General features: G+C 53.8%; 15 protein-coding genes and 1 pseudogene. 13 read left to right on the top strand and 3 right to left on the bottom strand.

Annotated features, from left to right (window positions below):
- The 5 genes from MELB17_RS16320 (at position 1) to MELB17_RS16300 (ending at position 5,578) form a co-directional block, all read left to right on the top strand.
- Positions 1 to 2,709 carry a glycosyltransferase gene (locus tag MELB17_RS16320; RefSeq protein WP_007351412.1) on the top strand — a complete coding sequence of 903 codons (2,709 nt, stop codon included), beginning with the start codon at positions 1 to 3 and terminating at the stop codon, positions 2,707 to 2,709.
- On the top strand, positions 2,709 to 3,647 hold the full coding sequence (asd, locus tag MELB17_RS16315) for an archaetidylserine decarboxylase (RefSeq protein ID WP_007351411.1): 939 nt from the start codon (positions 2,709 to 2,711) through the stop codon (positions 3,645 to 3,647). The genes MELB17_RS16320 and asd overlap by 1 nt, the downstream gene beginning before the upstream one ends.
- Before the next feature lie 10 nt (positions 3,648 to 3,657).
- Complete coding sequence (locus MELB17_RS16310; RefSeq protein ID WP_036185156.1) at positions 3,658 to 4,284, top strand: membrane protein; 627 nt, start codon at positions 3,658 to 3,660, stop codon at positions 4,282 to 4,284.
- Between the two features lie 162 nt (positions 4,285 to 4,446).
- Positions 4,447 to 5,103: a peroxiredoxin gene (locus MELB17_RS16305; protein WP_007351409.1), complete on the top strand. Its 657-nt coding sequence runs from the start codon at positions 4,447 to 4,449 to the stop codon at positions 5,101 to 5,103.
- Between the two features lie 52 nt (positions 5,104 to 5,155).
- Complete coding sequence (locus MELB17_RS16300) at positions 5,156 to 5,578, top strand: hypothetical protein (protein WP_007351408.1); 423 nt, start codon at positions 5,156 to 5,158, stop codon at positions 5,576 to 5,578.
- Here MELB17_RS16300 and MELB17_RS16295 read toward each other — a convergent pair.
- Positions 5,575 to 6,603 (bottom strand): AraC family transcriptional regulator, encoded by a 1,029-nt coding sequence (locus MELB17_RS16295; protein WP_007351407.1) that lies wholly within the window; start codon positions 6,601 to 6,603, stop codon positions 5,575 to 5,577. The two genes, MELB17_RS16300 and MELB17_RS16295, sit on opposite strands and share 4 nt — an antisense overlap.
- A gap of 137 nt (positions 6,604 to 6,740) precedes the next feature.
- Between MELB17_RS16295 and MELB17_RS16290 the strand changes: the two genes are divergently transcribed.
- From MELB17_RS16290 to MELB17_RS16270, 5 genes are all read left to right on the top strand, one after another.
- The gene (locus MELB17_RS16290; RefSeq protein ID WP_007351406.1) at positions 6,741 to 7,910 is read left to right on the top strand and encodes an alkane 1-monooxygenase; all 1,170 of its coding nucleotides are present in this window, start codon (positions 6,741 to 6,743) and stop codon (positions 7,908 to 7,910) included.
- A gap of 418 nt (positions 7,911 to 8,328) precedes the next feature.
- Complete coding sequence (locus tag MELB17_RS16285) at positions 8,329 to 9,258, top strand: choline ABC transporter substrate-binding protein (RefSeq protein WP_007351405.1); 930 nt, start codon at positions 8,329 to 8,331, stop codon at positions 9,256 to 9,258.
- Between the two features lie 179 nt (positions 9,259 to 9,437).
- A complete protein-coding gene (choW, locus tag MELB17_RS16280; protein WP_007351404.1) occupies positions 9,438 to 10,286 on the top strand; it encodes a choline ABC transporter permease subunit in 849 nt (282 codons plus the stop codon).
- Positions 10,283 to 11,464: a choline ABC transporter ATP-binding protein gene (choV, locus tag MELB17_RS16275; RefSeq protein WP_007351403.1), complete on the top strand. Its 1,182-nt coding sequence runs from the start codon at positions 10,283 to 10,285 to the stop codon at positions 11,462 to 11,464. Before choW ends, choV begins: the two co-directional genes overlap by 4 nt.
- Positions 11,465 to 11,522: 58 nt before the next feature.
- Complete coding sequence (locus MELB17_RS16270) at positions 11,523 to 13,142, top strand: alkaline phosphatase (protein ID WP_007351402.1); 1,620 nt, start codon at positions 11,523 to 11,525, stop codon at positions 13,140 to 13,142.
- A 111-nt stretch (positions 13,143 to 13,253) separates the two neighbouring features.
- Here MELB17_RS16270 and MELB17_RS16265 read toward each other — a convergent pair whose 3' ends face one another.
- Positions 13,254 to 13,439: a hypothetical protein gene (locus tag MELB17_RS16265; RefSeq protein WP_007351401.1), complete on the bottom strand. Its 186-nt coding sequence runs from the start codon at positions 13,437 to 13,439 to the stop codon at positions 13,254 to 13,256.
- Positions 13,440 to 13,552: 113 nt separating this feature from the next.
- Positions 13,553 to 14,284 (bottom strand): annotated as a pseudogene (locus MELB17_RS16260) (CHAD domain-containing protein); the annotation flags it as partial.
- Positions 14,285 to 14,605: 321 nt separating this feature from the next.
- Here MELB17_RS16260 and MELB17_RS16255 point away from each other — a divergent pair.
- From MELB17_RS16255 to MELB17_RS16240, 3 genes are all read left to right on the top strand, one after another.
- A complete protein-coding gene (locus MELB17_RS16255) occupies positions 14,606 to 15,163 on the top strand; it encodes a CAP domain-containing protein (protein ID WP_007351398.1) in 558 nt (185 codons plus the stop codon).
- Between the two features lie 196 nt (positions 15,164 to 15,359).
- Positions 15,360 to 16,916 (top strand): diguanylate cyclase domain-containing protein, encoded by a 1,557-nt coding sequence (locus MELB17_RS23325; RefSeq protein ID WP_083796415.1) that lies wholly within the window; start codon positions 15,360 to 15,362, stop codon positions 16,914 to 16,916.
- Between the two features lie 509 nt (positions 16,917 to 17,425).
- Positions 17,426 to 17,800, top strand: a complete 375-nt coding sequence (locus MELB17_RS16240) for a VOC family protein (RefSeq protein WP_007351396.1) — start codon at positions 17,426 to 17,428, stop codon at positions 17,798 to 17,800.
- The last annotated feature ends 9 nt before the right edge of the window (positions 17,801 to 17,809 follow it).

Here is a 17,809-nt window from a genome sequence, read left to right as displayed (position 1 = left end):
ATGACGATGCAATCGCAGAGCAACGGCGAACCGCAGTTCCGTAATGGGCTTAGAGCAGAATTTGACGATTTTCTCAGTCAGCAGGCCCGGCGTTTCGAGCCCGAAAACTGCCTGCAGATCGACTTTCACTGCCACGACCACAACAGCGACGTGCCCGATGAACTCTGGGGCCGAATACTGCGCCTGCCTGAAACCTGGATTAAAACCAAGAAACTGGTGGAGGTTCTGGGGCAGAACGGCAGTTCCGTGGTGACCGTCACCAACCACAACAACGCGCGGTCTTGCTGGGCGCTTCAGGACAAAGGCGTGGATGTGCTGGTGGGCTGCGAGTTCACCTGTTTCTTCCCCGAGTACGATCTGTTTATTCACGTGCTCACTTACGGTTTCACCCGCGAACAGGAAGTACTCCTTAACGAGAAGCGCCAGAATATCTACGACTTTCTGCGCTACGCCGCCCGTTACGATATCCCGGTGATTCTGCCCCACCCGCTCTATTTTTACAGCCGCAACGAGCGGATTGATTTGTGCCTGTTCGAAAAGCTGGCGGTGATGTTCTGGCGCTTTGAAGTGCTGAACGGCCAGCGAGATCTGTGGCAGAGCGTACTCACACTGAACTGGGTGCAAAGCCTGACGCCAGAACGCATTCGAGCCTATGCCCGCAAGCACAAGCTGGACCCCTCAGAATTTGGGGTGAACCCGGATAAGCCCAAAGTGGTGACGGGCGGCTCTGACGACCACACCGGCATTTTTGCCGGCCTTTGCGGCTCACAGCTTTACCTGCCCGATTTGCAACAACGCCTGAAAACCCGACCCGCATCCGATCTGGCGCTGGAAGCGCTGCGCAACGGCCAGGTGGCGCCTTTCGGCAACGTTGGCGAGAACCAGAAACTCAACATTGCGCTGCTGGATTACTTCGCCCAAGCGGCCACCAAACTGAAGGACCCGGGCCTGCTTCGAATTCTCCTTCACCGCGGGTCTACCTGGGACAAGATGGGCTGCTTTATGGTCGCCAACCTGTTTCTGGAAATGCAGAAGCACAAGAAAACCACCGTGTTTTTCGCGCTCATACACGATGCACTTCAAGGCAAGAAGCCCAAGCGGTTTCTGAAATGGCAGGCGTCAAAAGACTACGCGTTCTGCATTACCCAGCTGGATAAGATCGCCGACAGCAAGCGCAACCATCCCGAAGCATTCGTGGACACCGTCAACCAGATCATCGGCGAGCTGTTCAACCACCTGAACCACCTGATCACCAAACGGATTCGCAAAGCAGTGGACAAGCACCAGGGCCCCAGCCTGAAAGATTTTTCCACCGAGGAGCTAACCCGCAAACTGGAAATACCCAGCCAGCTCACGGCCCTGTTTCTGGGCGACGGCAAGCGCCAGGACAACATGAGCAATATTAACCTGGCCGAGGTTCTGGACAGCCTCTCGTTCCCGGTGTTGATCAGCACCGTACTGGCTGGGTCTACTCTTGCCTCAACCCGCGTGCTGTATCAAAACCGCGATCTGCTCAACCGGTTCGCCCGGCAACTTGGCAAAAACGAGCACTCCCGGCGGGCGTTGTGTTTGACCGACACGCTGCTGGATAAAAACGGCGTGTCCACCTCGCTGAGCGGGAAGCTCAAAGAGATTAAACGCACCAACCTGCCGCTTGATTTTCTGATCTGCCATTCCGACGCCGTGCCCGAGCCCCACCTGAGCGTGGTTCGGCCCATTGCGGACATTGACCTGCACCCCTTCGGCGATCAAACCCTGCGGGTGCCGGATGTGATGGAAATTGCCCGCATATTCTATGAAGGCGGCTACGACCGGATTGTCTGCTCCACCGAAGGCCCCATGGCACTGGTTGCCTTGTTTCTGCAACAGATGTTCAACGTGCCCTGCTACTTCTTTATGCACACAGACTGGATTGATTTTATAGCCCACACCACCAATCTGAATCAGCACGAAAGAGACCGGGTGCGGCGCCTGATGCGGGCGCTCTACAGTCGGTTTGACGGTGTGTTCGTGCTCAACCGTGAACACAGAGACTGGCTGACCGGTCATGAAATGCAGCTGCCAGAAGACAAGGTATTCCTGACCGCCCACCACACCGCCCCGCGGGATCTTCAGGTGCAACCTGTCCGCAAGTCGGACCTGATTTCAGGCGCCAACGACAAAACACCGGTGCTGTTTATCGCTTGCCGGCTAAGCCGCGAAAAAGGCATTTTCGATCTGCCCGAAATCGTTCAGGAAGCGCGCCGTTCACTGCCCAACCTGCAAATCGTTGTGGCCGGTTCAGGCCCTGCCAGCGAAGACCTTCAGCGAGCCATGCCGGATGCCGTATTTTTAGGCTGGCAAACCCGGGAGCAACTGGCGTCACTGTATCTGGGGCTGGATCTGTTTGTATTTCCTTCGCGTTTTGACACCTTCGGCAACGTGCTACTTGAAGCCTTCACTCACGGCATGCCCGCAGTGGCTTACAACTGTAAGGGGCCGAAAGACATCCTTGAGCACGGAGTTAGCGGTTACCTGACGGAGGATGTAAGCACGATGGCCGAAGCCGTTGCGGATTTCTTCAGCGGCTCAACCGACCGCCATGTTATGGCCGAGAATGCTCGCAAACGCGCAGCCCGGTTTCAGGCAGAACCCATCATGCGGAAGTTTCTTGAGGATTTGGGGCTGGACTACCCGGAACAGGTTCACGCTGAAGTGACGGTAGCCTAGTGAGCTCGGCCAATAAGGCAACGCCTGGTTTAACCACCGGTGAACAACTGAACTTCCTGCTGACCAACCGCCTGCCCCGGCGCTGGCTCACCTTGTTCATGGGCTGGTTCAGCCGTATTGAAAGCCCCGCCCTGACCCGGCTATCCATTGCCATTTGGCAGTGCTTCTGTGACGACCTTCGGTTACAGGACGCCAAAAACCCGCGTTTTAAAAGCCTGCAAGAGTGCTTCACACGGCAGCTGAAACCCGGCCTGCGCCCGCTAGACAGCCGGCCGGATGCTGTCAGCAGCCCGTGCGACGCCATCGTTGGCGCCTGCGGCCGCATTCGCGACAACCGGCTGTTTCAGGCCAAGGGTTTTCCCTACACCCTGGAAGAACTGATCCCGGATGCCAGGCTGGTAGCGCGCTACCGCAACGGCCAGTTTGTCACGCTGCGGCTTAAATCCAGCATGTATCACCGGTTTCATGCGCCGGTAGACTGCGAGATTCGCCGGGTGAACTATGTGTCCGGGGACACCTGGAACGTGAACCCCATCGCCTTGAAAAAAGTCGAAAAACTGTTTTGCAAAAACGAACGGGCAGTTCTGGAACTGGAGTTCGGCCATTCAGATTACAGCCTGACGCTGGTGCCGGTTGCCGCCATTCTAGTGGCCAGCATGAAATTTCATTTTCTGGCCGAGCCGCTGGACCTGAAATACCGGGGTGCCAACCTGATTCCGTGCAATGCGACGCTGCGCAAAGGCCAGGAAATGGGCTACTTCCAGCACGGCTCTACCATCCTTGTTTTTGCCTCAGAGCAATACCAGCTAAGCCCCGGAATCGCCGAAGGTGAGCCAGTCAGAATGGGTGAAGCGCTGTTGTCAGGCCACCCACTGCCGGCCCGGCCTTTGCACGATCCCAGTCTGTCCCAAGAACCCACTGCAACACTTGATGTATAAGGACGCTGCCATGACATTTCGTGAGGAATTACAAAAACAACGGTGGGACGATCACCGCTACTATCACCACAACCGGATCAACCAGTTCCTGCATCTGCTCAGCGCAAGCTGTTTTCTGATCAGCTATGGCCTGGTGTTTTTTCATCCGGCGGCAGCGGCTCTTGTTGGCTGGCTACTGGCTATGACACTGCGCCAAACGGGTCATTTCTTCTTTGAACCCAAGACTTACGATGAGGTGAACAAGGCCAGCCACGACTTCAAGGAACGCGTGAAAGTGGGCTACAACCTCAACCGCAAGGTGGTGCTGCTATCGATCTGGGCGCTGGCCCCGGTGGCACTGCTGCTGAGTCCTGATCTGCTCGGCCTGCTCTCGCCGGCAACGGATCTGGTTGAATTCATCAGCAACACCGCACTGATATGGCTGTTTGTCGGCCTGGGTGCCGTGGTATTCAGAACCGTACATCTGTTCAAACTCATGGGTGTGCAGTCCGGTCTGGTGTGGATGACCAAAATTTTCACCGACCCGTTTCACGACATCAAGATCTACCAGAAAGCGCCCTACTACATTCTCAAGGGTGAGATGTACGACACGATGGAGGACTGGTACGACGATGTGCCGCTTGACCAGCGAACCTAGAAAACCGCTTGGCGATGCAAACTATGTATAATTCTTGGGTGGCCCGCAGTACGATCAACCCGGGCGGTATTCATCCCCTGGATTTCGACGCAGCTTAACCAGAGCAGGCAGAGCGACGGTTTAGTCGCTGCTGCTTCGTCACAACAACCAAGGAATACAATTATGTCTATTCGTATCGACGATGTAGCTCCAGATTTCACTGTAAATTCCACAGACGGCAAGATCACGCTTCACGAGTGGATTGGTGACAGCTATGCCATCCTGTTTTCACATCCAAAGGATTTCACACCGGTGTGTACCACCGAATTTGGTGCTGTTGCTCAGCTTGTACCTGAATTCGCCAAACGCAATACCAAGGTGATGGGCGTATCGGTAGACAACGTTGAAGAGCACGTGAAATGGAAGCGCGATATCGAAGCGTTTTCCGGTGCGGCTGCCGACTTCCCGATTATTGATGACACGTCTTTGCTGGTTTCCAAACTTTACGACATGCTGCCGGCCGGCGCCTATCTGCCCGAGAATCGTACCCCTGCCAACAGCGCTACCGTGCGGACGGTGTTTATCATTGGTCCGGACAAAAAGGTTCGCCTGACCATGTCGTACCCCATGTCTGTAGGTCGCAATTTCGCGGAAATTATGCGTGCACTGGACGCTGTCCAGATCACAGACGGTGCCGGTATCGCAACGCCTGCTGACTGGGTTCCAGGTCAGGACGTGATTGTAGGGCTGGCTCTGAACGATGAGCAGGCAAAAGAGAAGTTCGGCGAGCTCAACATTAAATTGCCTTACCTGCGTTTTGCAAAAGCACCGAAAAAGTAAGCAATTCAGCTAGATATTGATTGCAATATGCATCGGCAGCAGGTGGTTCGTAATGATTAATACCAAAATACACAAGTCCGTCTATGAGTTAGCTGAAAAGCTAATGAAGGCTGCCGATAAAGACGATAGAGAGGCCTTCAATTCGCTCTATACAGAGTTGAAGGCGGTTTGCACAGATAACGAAAACACCGATAAAGATCATCCAGAGCAATGGGAAACACTGGCCGACTTTGAGGAAGAAATAGAAGACGCTCTGTCTGGCTATGAAAAAGCTCTGGGAAAAGCCATCGCTATGGATTCGAAAGACCATATGTCATCCATCGCGTTTTCCATGGCTAGATTGCAAATTGAATCAGGCCAGACTGACGCAGCCATAAAAAATCTCAAAAACGCAAAAATCAGCGCTGAAAGGATTGACGATAAAGAGTTTAAAGTAGAGATAGATGAACTGCTTGAAAAGCTATTAGCAGGCTAGTTCAAGCCCCCGCTACGCATAGCGTGCGGGGTCATGCCAAACCAGCGACGAAAGGTGCGGCTAAAGTTAGAGGTGTCTTGATAACCCAGTCGTTCCGCGATTTGCTCAACCGCGACGGTGGTTTCCAACAGGTACCAGGCAGCCAGCTCTTGCCGCACGCCATCCAGCAGATCCTGATAGCTGGTGCCCTCGGTTTTTAATTTACGGATCAACGTGCGTCGCGACATGGCTAATCTGGACGCAACATCGTCAAGGCTCGGGTAGCCATCCGGGCTATTCAGCAAACAATTACTCACCTGCTGGCTCAACGCGCCGCCGTAATCGAGCTGGCGCAGCTGATTTTCGCAATCACGCAGTGCGGTGCGAAAAGTGCCGGCATCGGCGGTAAGGCAAGGCGTATCAAGCACGCTCACCGGCATTTGCAAGCGAAACGCCGGCGCATCAAACATCACCGGGCAACCACAACGCTGTTGGTAAACGTCTCCCCATTGCGGGCGCGGTATTGGCAATTCAATCTGAATATTGCGCAAGCGCTGAGAGGTCACGGTGTCGACCAATTGAAGATAGGTGACCAGCAGCGCGCTATAGACAAATTCGCGCACATCGCCAAGCTCCGATATCTCCTCTATGCTCACCGTAAAGTGTTCGTCCGTTTCAGAAATAACGACGTTCACCAACTGAAAACGCAAGCGGGTGAAGCACGCCAGAGTGTGTAACACCACACGAAGATTCGGCGCCGACACAATGGCGTAACCAAGCGCACCATGGGCAGAAACCGAGGTAATGCCACCGATATCAAGGCCCAGCCACGGCGTTCGGGTTAGCGCTGTGGCACGCCGCAATAAACGCGCAAGCTGCTCAAGACTGAGGTAGCGATTCCCGCCCAGTAATTGATCCCAGTGCAACCGCGTACCCTGCAGAATCGTCTCGTTATCAAAGCCCTGTTGACGCAAATGCGCGCACACCAACCGCGCATAGGTCGGGTGTATCGCGGGGCGAAGTCTTTTCGTTGCCAATAGCGCCATACGTCTCCTGCAGTACACCCATTTATAGCCATTATAATGGCACTATTTGACGACTAATTGCCACTTATAGCGGTGACCGACGCCGGCGGAAAGGGCCAATATAGCAACATACCCCCAATCCCTATAAGGACGGCAACATGAACCAAGCTGGTGTCTTCGTCGCTCCATCAGGCGAGATCTACCGAGATCGTAAGCGCTATTTATGGGCCCTGTCTGTTCTCGTACCGATGCTGGCCCTTGTCGGCCCCGGCCTGTTCTTCCTCACCGGCAATGCGTTCTGGCTGTGGGCTCCGCTGGCGTTTTACTTCGTGGTGATTCCGGTTCTGGACATGGTGCTCGGCGAAGACACCAACAACCCGCCAGAAGAGGTTGTGGCGCAGCTTGAACAAGATCGCTACTACCGCTATGTCACCTACTTACTGGTTCCTGTGCTTTGGGCAATATGGGCGCTCGGGGTTTGGTTTATGGGTACCCAAGATGCCCCCCTGCACGGCATGATCGCCACCGTGCTTGTGATCGGCACGCTACAGGGCACAGCCATTAACCTGGGCCATGAATTGGGCCACAAAAAAACCAGGATGGAACGCTGGCTGGCGAAGATTATTCTTGCGCCCTGCGCTTACGGTCACTTTTTTGTCGAGCACAACAAAGGCCACCATCGCGACGTTGCAACACCCGAAGATCCGGCTTCATCACGCATGGGCGAAACAATCTGGGGGTTTGCGTTGCGCGAAATTCCTGGCGCCTTCTTCCGCGCGTGGGAAATTGAAAAAACGCGATTAAACAAAGCCGGCAAGCCGGTTTGGTCGCTTAACAATGAGATCTTGCAACCGGCGTTAATCACCGCATTCGCGTGGGGAACCGCCGTCGCGTTGCTCGGCATTGAGGTTCTGCCCTTTATTATCGCAATCGCCTTCTGGGGAATGTTCCAGCTCACCTCTGCCAATTACATCGAGCACTATGGTCTGCTGCGCAAAAAACGTGAAAACGGTCGTTACGAGCCAACTCAGCCCCACCACAGCTGGAACAGTAATCATATCTTTTCAAATTGGGCGACGTTCCATTTGCAGCGTCACTCGGATCACCACGCAAATCCGACCCGTCGCTATCAGTCTTTACGCCACTTCGACAATTTGCCGACGCTGCCGAACGGTTACCTCGGCATGTTCGTTCTCGCCTACATCCCGCCACTGTGGTTTGCGGTGATGAACCCGAGATTGGTCAAGCATGTGGACGGCGACATTACAAAAATCAACTTCCATAAACCGGCAAAAGAGAAAATGATTAAACGATACTTTTTACGCTAGGAATTTTACGTTAAGGGGTTTGAAAAACGAGTGCTGATGTCTCTATTCCTCGCGCTGAAGCGATTTTTAGAGGCATCTTTCCTTTGTCTTCTAAATAATTTGTTTTACTGTCCTGACGCTTTTGACTGCTTTTAAAGCTGAGTCCCTATTGTTCGGGCTTTTTCCCCGCATTTGATATTTAGGCTTCATACCATTAACCTATATTCATTGAACGCTTGTTCAACTTTTTGAGTATTCGTTCAAATCGAGCGCTATTGACCTTCGATCCGCTTCGGCGGCGAAGAGCTACGCACAGCGTCTACTATCTTTCAATGCGCGGATCACACCCACGGCCTAGGCCTACCCTGTGCGGACACCCTGATTGGAAAAATGCACAGCGCTAACGCTGTGACCGACAATCCATAAAAGAGAACGACAAATGAAAAAGCTTGTTTTGGCCTTTGCTGGCCTTGCTATCAGTGGCGCTGCAGCGGCGGCTCCGAATACCGAATGTCAAACCGTTCGTTTTGCCGATGTTGGCTGGACCGACATCACTGCCACCACCGCGCTGGCCTCCGAAGTACTGGAAGGCATGGGCTACGAGTCAAAAGCGAAAGTGCTGTCGGTGCCCGTGGCTTACCGGTCGCTCCAGAACAAAGACATTGACGTGTTTCTGGGCAACTGGATGCCCACCATGGAAGCAGACGTGCGTCCTTACTTAGAAAGCGGTGATGTTGAAACCGTCATCACTAACCTGGAAGGCGCCAAATACACCTTGGCGGTACCGCAGTATGTTTACGATGCCGGCGTGACCAGTTTTGCCGACATTGCCAAGCACGCCGACCAATTTGACGACCGTATCTATGGCATTGAGCCCGGCAACGATGGCAACCGTCTGATTCAGGACATGATCGGCCAAGATGCGTTTGGTCTTGGTGAGTTCCGGCTTGTGGAGTCCAGCGAAGCTGGCATGCTGTCCCAGGTGGGCCGCGCAGTTCGTCGTAATGAATGGGTGGTATTCCTGGGGTGGGAACCGCACCCCATGAACGCCAATCATGACATGGCCTACCTTAACGGTGGTGACGACTTCTTTGGCGCCAACTACGGCGGCGCAACCGTTCACACCAACGTGCGTAAGAATTACCTGAACGAATGCCCGAACGTGGGCAAGCTGCTGACGAACATGACGTTTTCACTGTCCATGGAAAACGAAGTGATGGGTGCCATTCTGAACGACGGCGAAGAGCCGCGGGATGCTGCTCACACTTGGCTCGCCAACAACCCGGCCGTATTGGATGTCTGGCTCAAAGGTGTCACGACCTTGAACGGCGATGCAGCGCTGCCTGCAGTTAAGGCATCCCTGAAGTAGTACGGAAGAACGTACTGATTTGAATTCTGTAGAGAATACTTTAGAGAATATTTTAGAGAATATTTTAGAGAGCACTTTGGTGGCGCTCTGAACTGACCGGTTCAGAGCGCCCGATTCTGTAACGAACACCTCCCATTTCCGGTGTCGGCCAAGGCCTGCACCCAACAAGACTGAACGCCATGAGCTGGATAACTGAGCACCAACTGCCTTTCGGCGACTTCGTCGAAGGCATTGTTGATTTTCTGGTCGTCAATTTCAGCGGCTTTTTTGACGCTGTGTCCGATACCCTGAGTAGCATGATCCACGGCCTGACAGGCGCCCTGTTATGGGTACCGCCCGGCGCTCTGATATTGCTTTTGACGGTGGCGGCGCATCTTCGTCATCGCCGTTGGGGATTGACCGCTTTTACCGCCTTCAGCTTTTTGCTGATTTGGAATATTGGTTACTGGGAAGACACCATGGCGACGCTGTCGCTGGTGTTGTACGCCACCCTATTGTGTGTGGTGATCGGCATTCCTCTGGGCATTTATGCGGCTCATAGCCGTTGGCTGTACAAATTCCTGCAGCCGGTGCTGGATCTGATGCAGACCATCCCACCTTTTGTTTACTTGATCCCGACGCTGACCTTGTTCGGTCTGGGAGTGGTCCCTGGCGTGATCTCAACCGTGATCTTTGCCATCGCCGCCCCGGTGCGGCTGACTCACCTGGGCATCTCCCAGGTGCCGAAAGAATTGGTCGAAGCGGGCAAGGCCTTTGGCTGCACCAACCGGCAACTGTTGTTTAAGGTTGAGCTGCCCGCTGCCATGAGTTCCATTGGAGCCGGTATTACCCAGTGCATCATGTTGTCGCTCTCAATGGTTGTTATTGCTGCTTTGGTAGGCGCCGATGGCTTGGGTGTCCCGGTGGTTCGGGCTTTGAATACGGTCGATATCGGCAAAGGCTTTGAAGCCGGTCTGGCGATTGTGCTGTTGGCCATCTGGATGGACCGGTTCTTCCGCCAAAGTGATGCTAAGGAGACGTCATCATGATCGAATTTGAGAATGTAAACGTCGTCTTCGGCAAAAACCCCAAACGCGCGCTGCCGTTGATTGAACAGGGCCTGGACCGGGCCGCAATCCGTGACCAGACCGGGTTAGTGGTCGGTGTCCAGAATGCCAGCCTGAGTGTCAAGAAAGGTGAGATTTGCGTTCTGATGGGACTGTCCGGTTCCGGAAAATCCAGCTTGTTGCGCTGTGTCAACGGTTTGAACGATGTCACCAGTGGCGCTATACGCATTAAACACCATGGCGAGATGGTGGATTTCACTCAGGCCAGCGAGAAAGTTCAGCGGGACATCCGCACCCGTCGCATCTCCATGGTGTTTCAGAACTTCGCCCTGATGCCCTGGCTGACGGTGGAAGACAACGTCGCTTTTGGTCTGGAGCTGCAAGGCCTGGGCAAGGCCGAGCGCCGTAAGAAAGTCGCGCGTCAATTGGAGCTGGTTGGCCTTTCCGGTTGGGCCAAGTCCAGACCGGCTGAGCTGTCCGGCGGTATGCTGCAGCGGGTGGGGCTGGCCCGGGCATTGGCAACGGAATCGGAAATTCTGCTGATGGACGAGCCATTCTCCGCCCTTGACCCGCTGATTCGTAACCAGTTGCAAGACGAACTGCTGACCCTGCAGGAAGAACTGCAGAAAACGATTGTGTTCGTCAGTCATGATTTGGATGAAGCACTAAAGCTGGGCTCGCACATTGCGATTATGAAGGACGGCCAAATCGTTCAACATGGCAAGCCGGAAGCCATTGTGCTGCAACCCGCGAACGATTACGTCAAAAGCTTTGTTGCCAGCACCAATCCGCTCAATGTTCTCGCCGCGCGTTCCCTGGCGTTGCCTATCGGGCAGATACAGGAAGACGCCAGCGGTAATCGTTGCATCAATAAACGCTACGGTATCTGGCTACACACACCGGATGTAGCAGAAAAAGCGGTGGTCACCAGCGGTGGCCAAACCTTCCAGACCCAGCTTTGGCAAGAAGGTCAGTCCATCGAAAGCCTGGCCCAGCAGCCCACCCGCATCGCACCAGACACCCCCTTACGGGATGCCGTAGAGATTCGGTACTTCACCGGTCATAGCCTGCTGGTGGAAGAGAACGGTCTGATCACTGGCGCCATCGGCGACCGGGAACTGTATCACGCAATGCTGGGCAAACATTTAGACGACAGCTAAGGCAGCAGCAGACGTGCTCCGATAGCCATAAAAACACTACCCGTAAAAGGATTTGAGTATGAGCATTCGTAAAGCCTCAGTAGCAGCAGGGCTGGTAGCATCCTCCCTTCTGCTGACAGCGTGTGCACCGATGCAATCCGCGTCGCAAGCGCCGGAGAAGGCCAAAAATGTCATCATGATCATCGGCGATGGCATGGGACCACAACAAATTGGTCTGCTACTGGCGTACGCCAAGCAGGCGCCAAATTCGGTGATCACCGACGGCAACACCGCCTTTGACCGGATCGCCGCCAACGGCCGCATGGGCCTTTCCATGACCCACGCCAACAACAACCTGGTGGTGGATTCCGCCGCTTCCGCCACGCAACTGGCAACCGGTCAGTTGGCCGGCGCCGAGATGATTGGCGTAGATAAAGACGGTAACAGCGCGGAAAGCATTCTGGAAAAAGCCAAAAAACTTGGCAAATCCACCGGGCTGGTGTCCGACACTCGCATTACCCATGCGACCCCGGCTGGTTTTGCTGCCCACCAGAGCCATCGCAGCCTGGAAAATGAAATTGCGGTCGATCTGCTGAACAACAACGTGGACGTCATGTTGTCAGGCGGCCTGCGTTACTGGATTCCGGAATCTGCCAATGACGAGCAGTCTGCGGCGCGTCAAGAGCTGGAAGCGCTGTCCGCAGGCTCCGTGCGAATCAAGTCCAAGCGTAAGGACGACCGTAATCTGATTACCGAAGCGCAGCAGAAGAACTACGACCTGGCGTTCAACCGCTCGCAGCTGGCAAAAGCCGATGGCAAAATCCTTGGCCTGTTTGCCTACTCGGCGTTGCCCAACGGCATCACCGAAACCCAGACCAAGGACGACCCCGCCCGTACCATACCGACACTAAAAGAAATGTCAGCAAAGGCGATTGACTCGCTGTCCCAGAACGACAAAGGTTTCTTCCTGATGATCGAAGCCGGGCAAATCGACTGGGCCGCGCATTACAACGACACCGGCACCATGCTGCACGAAATGCTGCGGATAAACGAAACGCTGAATTACGTGCTGGACTGGGCTGAAGGCCGTGATGACACCCTGATTGTGGTGACCGCCGATCACGAAACCGGTGGTTTTGGTTTCAGCTACTCTGCCAACGACCTACCCCACGGACGTGACCTGCCAGGCAATGTGTTCAAAGATCAGCAGTTCAAGCCCGCCTTCAACTTCGGCGACGTGGCGACCCTGGACACACTGTACGAACAGAAGTCCTCCTATGGCGATATCTTCTATAGCCAGTTCGACGCGCTGGATAAAGACCAGCAAACGCCTGCCAATCTGGCTCGCATCGTCAACGCCGAAACCGGCTTCGACATCACCGACGCCCAAGCTGCGCGCGTGCTCGAAACCGAGGACAATCCCTTCTACACCGAAGGCCACAAATACCTGAGCGCCCAGACCGTCCCGAAAATGGGCGTTAACGGAGCTTTCTTTACCTACCAAACTGACGACAATCGCCAGAACCTGCTGGCCCGCGAAGTGGCCGAACAGCAAAACGTTGTCTGGGCCACCGGCACCCACACCAACACCCCGGTACTGGTATTTACACAGGGGCCGGGAGACACCAGCGCACCCTTCGGTAAGGTGCTGCACCACACAGAAGTGGGTCAGCGCGCGATTGAAGCGCTAGAAGACTGACACCCGCCTGACCACCTGTTTGCGTATTTGTTCCAGTGCCCGCCTAGCCCTTCTTGGATGTGTAAAAGGAATCCAACCTCATCCTCATTGGCGGCGCACTCCAGCAGCAACTCAGTGACGCGGGTTACTGTCACCAGAGGATGCCTTGTCATCGGATGAGTTGTCATCGGATGTGAGGTAGTAATCCTTTTCCTCGAATATTTTCACCTCAGGATCTTCAATGCTGTTACTACCGCGGCCCCGAAAAAGCCAGAAGGCCACAACAGCGCCAATAATGATCAAAATGATCCACTTCATATCTTTCTCCTCCACACAGCGAGATACCTTCTCTGATCATCTTTATCCTAGGCCCATGGTGCCAGATCGCAAGCGTTTCCCACTTCTGAGTAAGTCGTTCCAGGCGCTGAAAGCTATAAGGACTTGATGAAGGAAGCGGGTGAGCCTGAAATAAGGCTTTTTGCCCGTTTGTGGGTCTGCTTTTGAAGCGCCTGAAGCTTCGCAACGATACATGCCTCGGCTAAGTCCCATTGTTCAGCGTCCAGATCAATTTCGTGGCAATGATCTGCCAGGTATTCGAGCAATACGGCTTGGTCATTGGCCAAGCCCTGAAGTTCTGTCATTACTTCAAGCTTATTTACCTTTGACTGCAAGCCCTTGCCAAACATCGGGCGCAGTGCACGCAAACAGTAAAACAGATCTTTTGATCGTTTCCGAAATTGGTGAAAAGCTTCGATTTCGGCAGAACTATTCGCCTTTTTCTCGGCGTCACGGGCTTTTTTGTATATATTTTTGAGGTTGGGCATAAGTGGCAACAGTGACTTTGGAAGACCCCATCCTTTAGGCACGGCGCTCTGAGCTTCTACTTCTAAAGCCAGCTCCATGAAAAATTCGCGACCTTTAGCCTCAAGTGGATTGAGTTTTTGCTGTCCAGAAAGGAAACAGTCAATGGCGTCGTAGGGTTGTTCCTGCAACGCGGCGTTTTGTTTTATCAGCTCCCGCCAGGTTTTCACACGAACCGCTGCGTCTCGGCTGCCGGAAAGCTTCCCGGAAATTACTTTGTAGTGTTCTTGCCGGCGGCTGTACTCGGTTTTGCCAATCTGGGGTCCAATCAGCCGTAGTAGAGCACGCACTTCTTTACAGCTTTTTCGAGCCTCATGAACCCCCGTTTCTGGAACCCTGCATGCGTGCCGAGCGTTAGCGCGATATCTTCGTTAATTGACTGCATTAGCCGCTTGAGCTGCCTGCCAAAGTTACCGGTAGAATTGAGACGACAGCGCATTACTTCACTCCGCTCTTTATTCAGAAGGTACAGCCGACGCTATCTAAACACTCTCGAAATGACAAAATAATGGTGTGAAATAAGTGTATCGTCGATCCTCTGATAGAATCATTCGTATAGTACCGTGGTAAATTTAAAAATCAGCTGCGCAGGGATCAATTTCGCTAAAAGCGAGGAGGGTCAAATGCCTAAACAGGCTACGGTAATCATGCGGGATTCTCACTATGTGATGACTTTCATATGTCCCCGTTCATCGTGCACCCTTACCTTGCTGTTTGTTCTCGGATTTTCCGGTTCTCTTGTGGCCGGCAACTGCGAGATGGACGAAGCGGATCAGTCTTTGCTGAATCGCGTTAATGAAGCTCGCAGTCAGCCCCGGCAATGCGGCAACCACGACTTTAACGCCGTCGATCCGCTGTCCTGGAACTGCAAACTTGAGGATGCCGCGCGAGACCACTCGGAGACCATGGCGGAGCTGGAATTCTTTAGTCATACCGGCCCTGATGGTGCTGAGATCGGCGAGCGGGTGAATAACAGAGATTATCGCTGGTCGGCGGTGGGCGAAAACATCGCAGCGGGCCAGAACTCTGTTGATGAGGTGGTTGATGCGTGGCTCTCAAGCCCGGGACACTGTGCCCATATAATGAGTGCCGAATTCTCCGAAATGGGCGCGGCGAGGATTGGGGCGCCGGGCTCGCAATACTCCCCTTTCTGGACCCAGGTTTTTGCACGGCCGCGTTAGTGAGGATCTGTTAACCAACTCAAGAACACCGTGTTCCGCCTGGTTACCTTAGCTAGCATTCTAATTTGTGTGGGCGCCGAATCGAGCCTGCCTGCCGAATTCACAAGGGAATGGAGGTCGATGTTTTGAACACAACAGTGAATGAGCTCGCCCGTTTAGTGAATGGGATAGTGGCTGGAATAGCGACTCGGACTCTATGAAGCGGCACCCCTTATTAATGGTGATTTTGCTGGCGTTGATTGGTTTTGGGTTGTGCGCAGCGCTCAGCCGTGGCTTGTACCTGGAGGAAAACAAAAGCATAACCGCAGAGTTTCGTGCAGATGTTACTCAGCTTGAGATCGCCTTTGAGCGTGAAGTGCGGCTGAACCTTGAAATTCTGTTCGCCTTGAAGACCTCTGCGAGCCTGATGCCGGAGATGAATGCAACGCTTTTTGAAAAGCTGACCCTACCAGTGCTTGAGCGCTCTCCCGCCATCAAGGCGTTTACCTGGGCCCCAGTTGTCCGTCAGGAAGACCGTGCCGGGTTCGAGCAACGGCAGCAGAGTTGGTATCCCGGGTTTGTTTTGTCTGAGATGTCGGCAACGGCTGATGCGATGCCAGTTGAAGAACTGCCCTGGCTCGTTCCTGTGCAGTTCATCCAGCCCATAGCGGATAATCGGCAGGCTGTCGGTTTTGACGTGTCGAGCGAGGCCAAGCGGCGGGTGGCCCTGTTGGCCGCGAGGGAGACCGGCGAAATGGTCGCGACGGCTGCCATCAAACTGGTACAGGAGCCAGGAAACGAAAAGGGCTTGCTGGTTATCGCGCCTTTGTACAGCGGTGTCGCCGACACCACTCCGGAGGACCGGGCGGTGCGCCATTATGGCTTTATGAACGGCGTGTTTCGGATCAGTGAACTGATTAAGCAGTCGATTCCGATGGCGATTGGCAGCAAAATTCTGGTTCAACTTGTGGATCGTACGGATGGGGCCGAGGACGTGATATACAGCATTGGCCGCCCTAGCGATGAGCGCTGGCTGAGAAGCCTGATCCACGAAGTACCCCTGGCGCCCATCGCGGGCCGAAATTGGGTGCTTCAAGCTATGCCCGGGGCGACGTTTGTGAGTGCCAGACGAAGCTACCTGCCCTTATTAGTCATTGGGTTCGGTTTTTCCTTCATCGCATTGCTGGTGTTCTTTGCGGTGCGAAGCCTGCGGCAGAATGCCGAACTGAACAAAACCAAGCGCGAGCTAGAGACGATTTCCCTGACCGATGCCCTGACGGGGCTTGCCAATCGCCGGCATTTTGATGCTTACCTTGAGCAAGAATGGTCGAGGGCTTTACGCCAGAGTCAGCCAATTTCGATGGTTATGTTGGATATTGATTATTTTAAGGCATTTAATGATGCTTATGGTCATCCGCGCGGTGATCAGTGTCTGAAACAGGTTGCTCGAGCATTGGAACAGGTGATGCGCCGGCCCACCGATCTGGCGGCACGTTACGGCGGTGAGGAGTTCGCTCTGGTGCTGCCGGACACCCAAGATGCTGCCACCGTCGCGGAGGCCTGCAGGGTCGCTATTCAGGCGCTTGGCATTGTTCATGAGTTCTCGGGTGTGGCGCCGGTGATTACCATCAGTGTCGGAGTTTGTAGTCTGGTTCCGACCAGAAAAATGTCACCTGCAGTACTGATACAACAAGCAGATGATGCACTTTATGACGCCAAGGAAGCCGGTCGCAACCAAGTATTGAAGGCGGATCAAGCCTTGCCGGAACATTGAGAAATCGGGACGTTACCGGAATATGCTCGAAACTATGGCGCTGATGCCTCAGAATTTTTCATTGCCAGATGCGATTTGGCGACTGCTGATCAGCACTGATATGCTATGAATTCAAGGAATCAGTAATCACTATGCCTAGCTGCTATAGTTGTCGGAAAGTATTTGAGCCTTCAGCGCTAAGGATTTCGTATTCGAAAAACTATTGTGAGGATTGCGGGGTTGGCCTGTTCGGTGCGGATTACTTCGGTTTCTCCGAAAAGCCTAACCCGACGGCTCAGAAAAAAATAGCCGTCTATTTAAACGTGATTTTTGTATGGAGCACGGGATTTTGCTTACTGATTTTTCTTTTTTTCAGTATGTCCGCGCAGAGCAATGACGGCACAAAGCCGCAGGTAGACCGTGCGAACTTACAATGTAATATTTTTGACAGTTGACGCAATGCCCATGCGTCAAAACGAGATGCGGAGTTGATGTCTTAGGCGTATTCATATTTTATACGGAGAGCAGGCATGTTCAGTCACATTATGGTTGGTGCAAACGATGTTCAAGAATCAAAGATCTTTTACGATGCTATTCTTGGCTCTTTAGGGCACGAGTCTGGTTTGGTGGATGACAAAGGGCGCTGCTTTTATAGGGCGAACAGCGGCACCTTTGCGATTGGGAAGCCAATTGATGGCGCACCCGCTTGTCATGGTAACGGCACCACCATCGGCTTTTCCGCAGAAAATTCCGCAACCGTTGATGCCTGGCACTCTGCCGGTATTGCCAATGGTGGCACGTCATGCGAAAACCCACCCGGCCTTCGCGGGGGAGCCAGCGGAACCTTATATATTGCCTATTTAAGAGACCCCTCGGGCAACAAAATCTGCGCACTATATCGGTAGAGTTGGTTT

Origin of the sequence: Marinobacter sp. ELB17, assembly GCF_000169375.1 — a bacterium.
Taxonomy (GTDB): domain Bacteria; phylum Pseudomonadota; class Gammaproteobacteria; order Pseudomonadales; family Oleiphilaceae; genus Marinobacter.
Note: the sequence above shows the minus strand (reverse complement) of the source record. Positions and strands in the feature narration are given on the sequence as shown.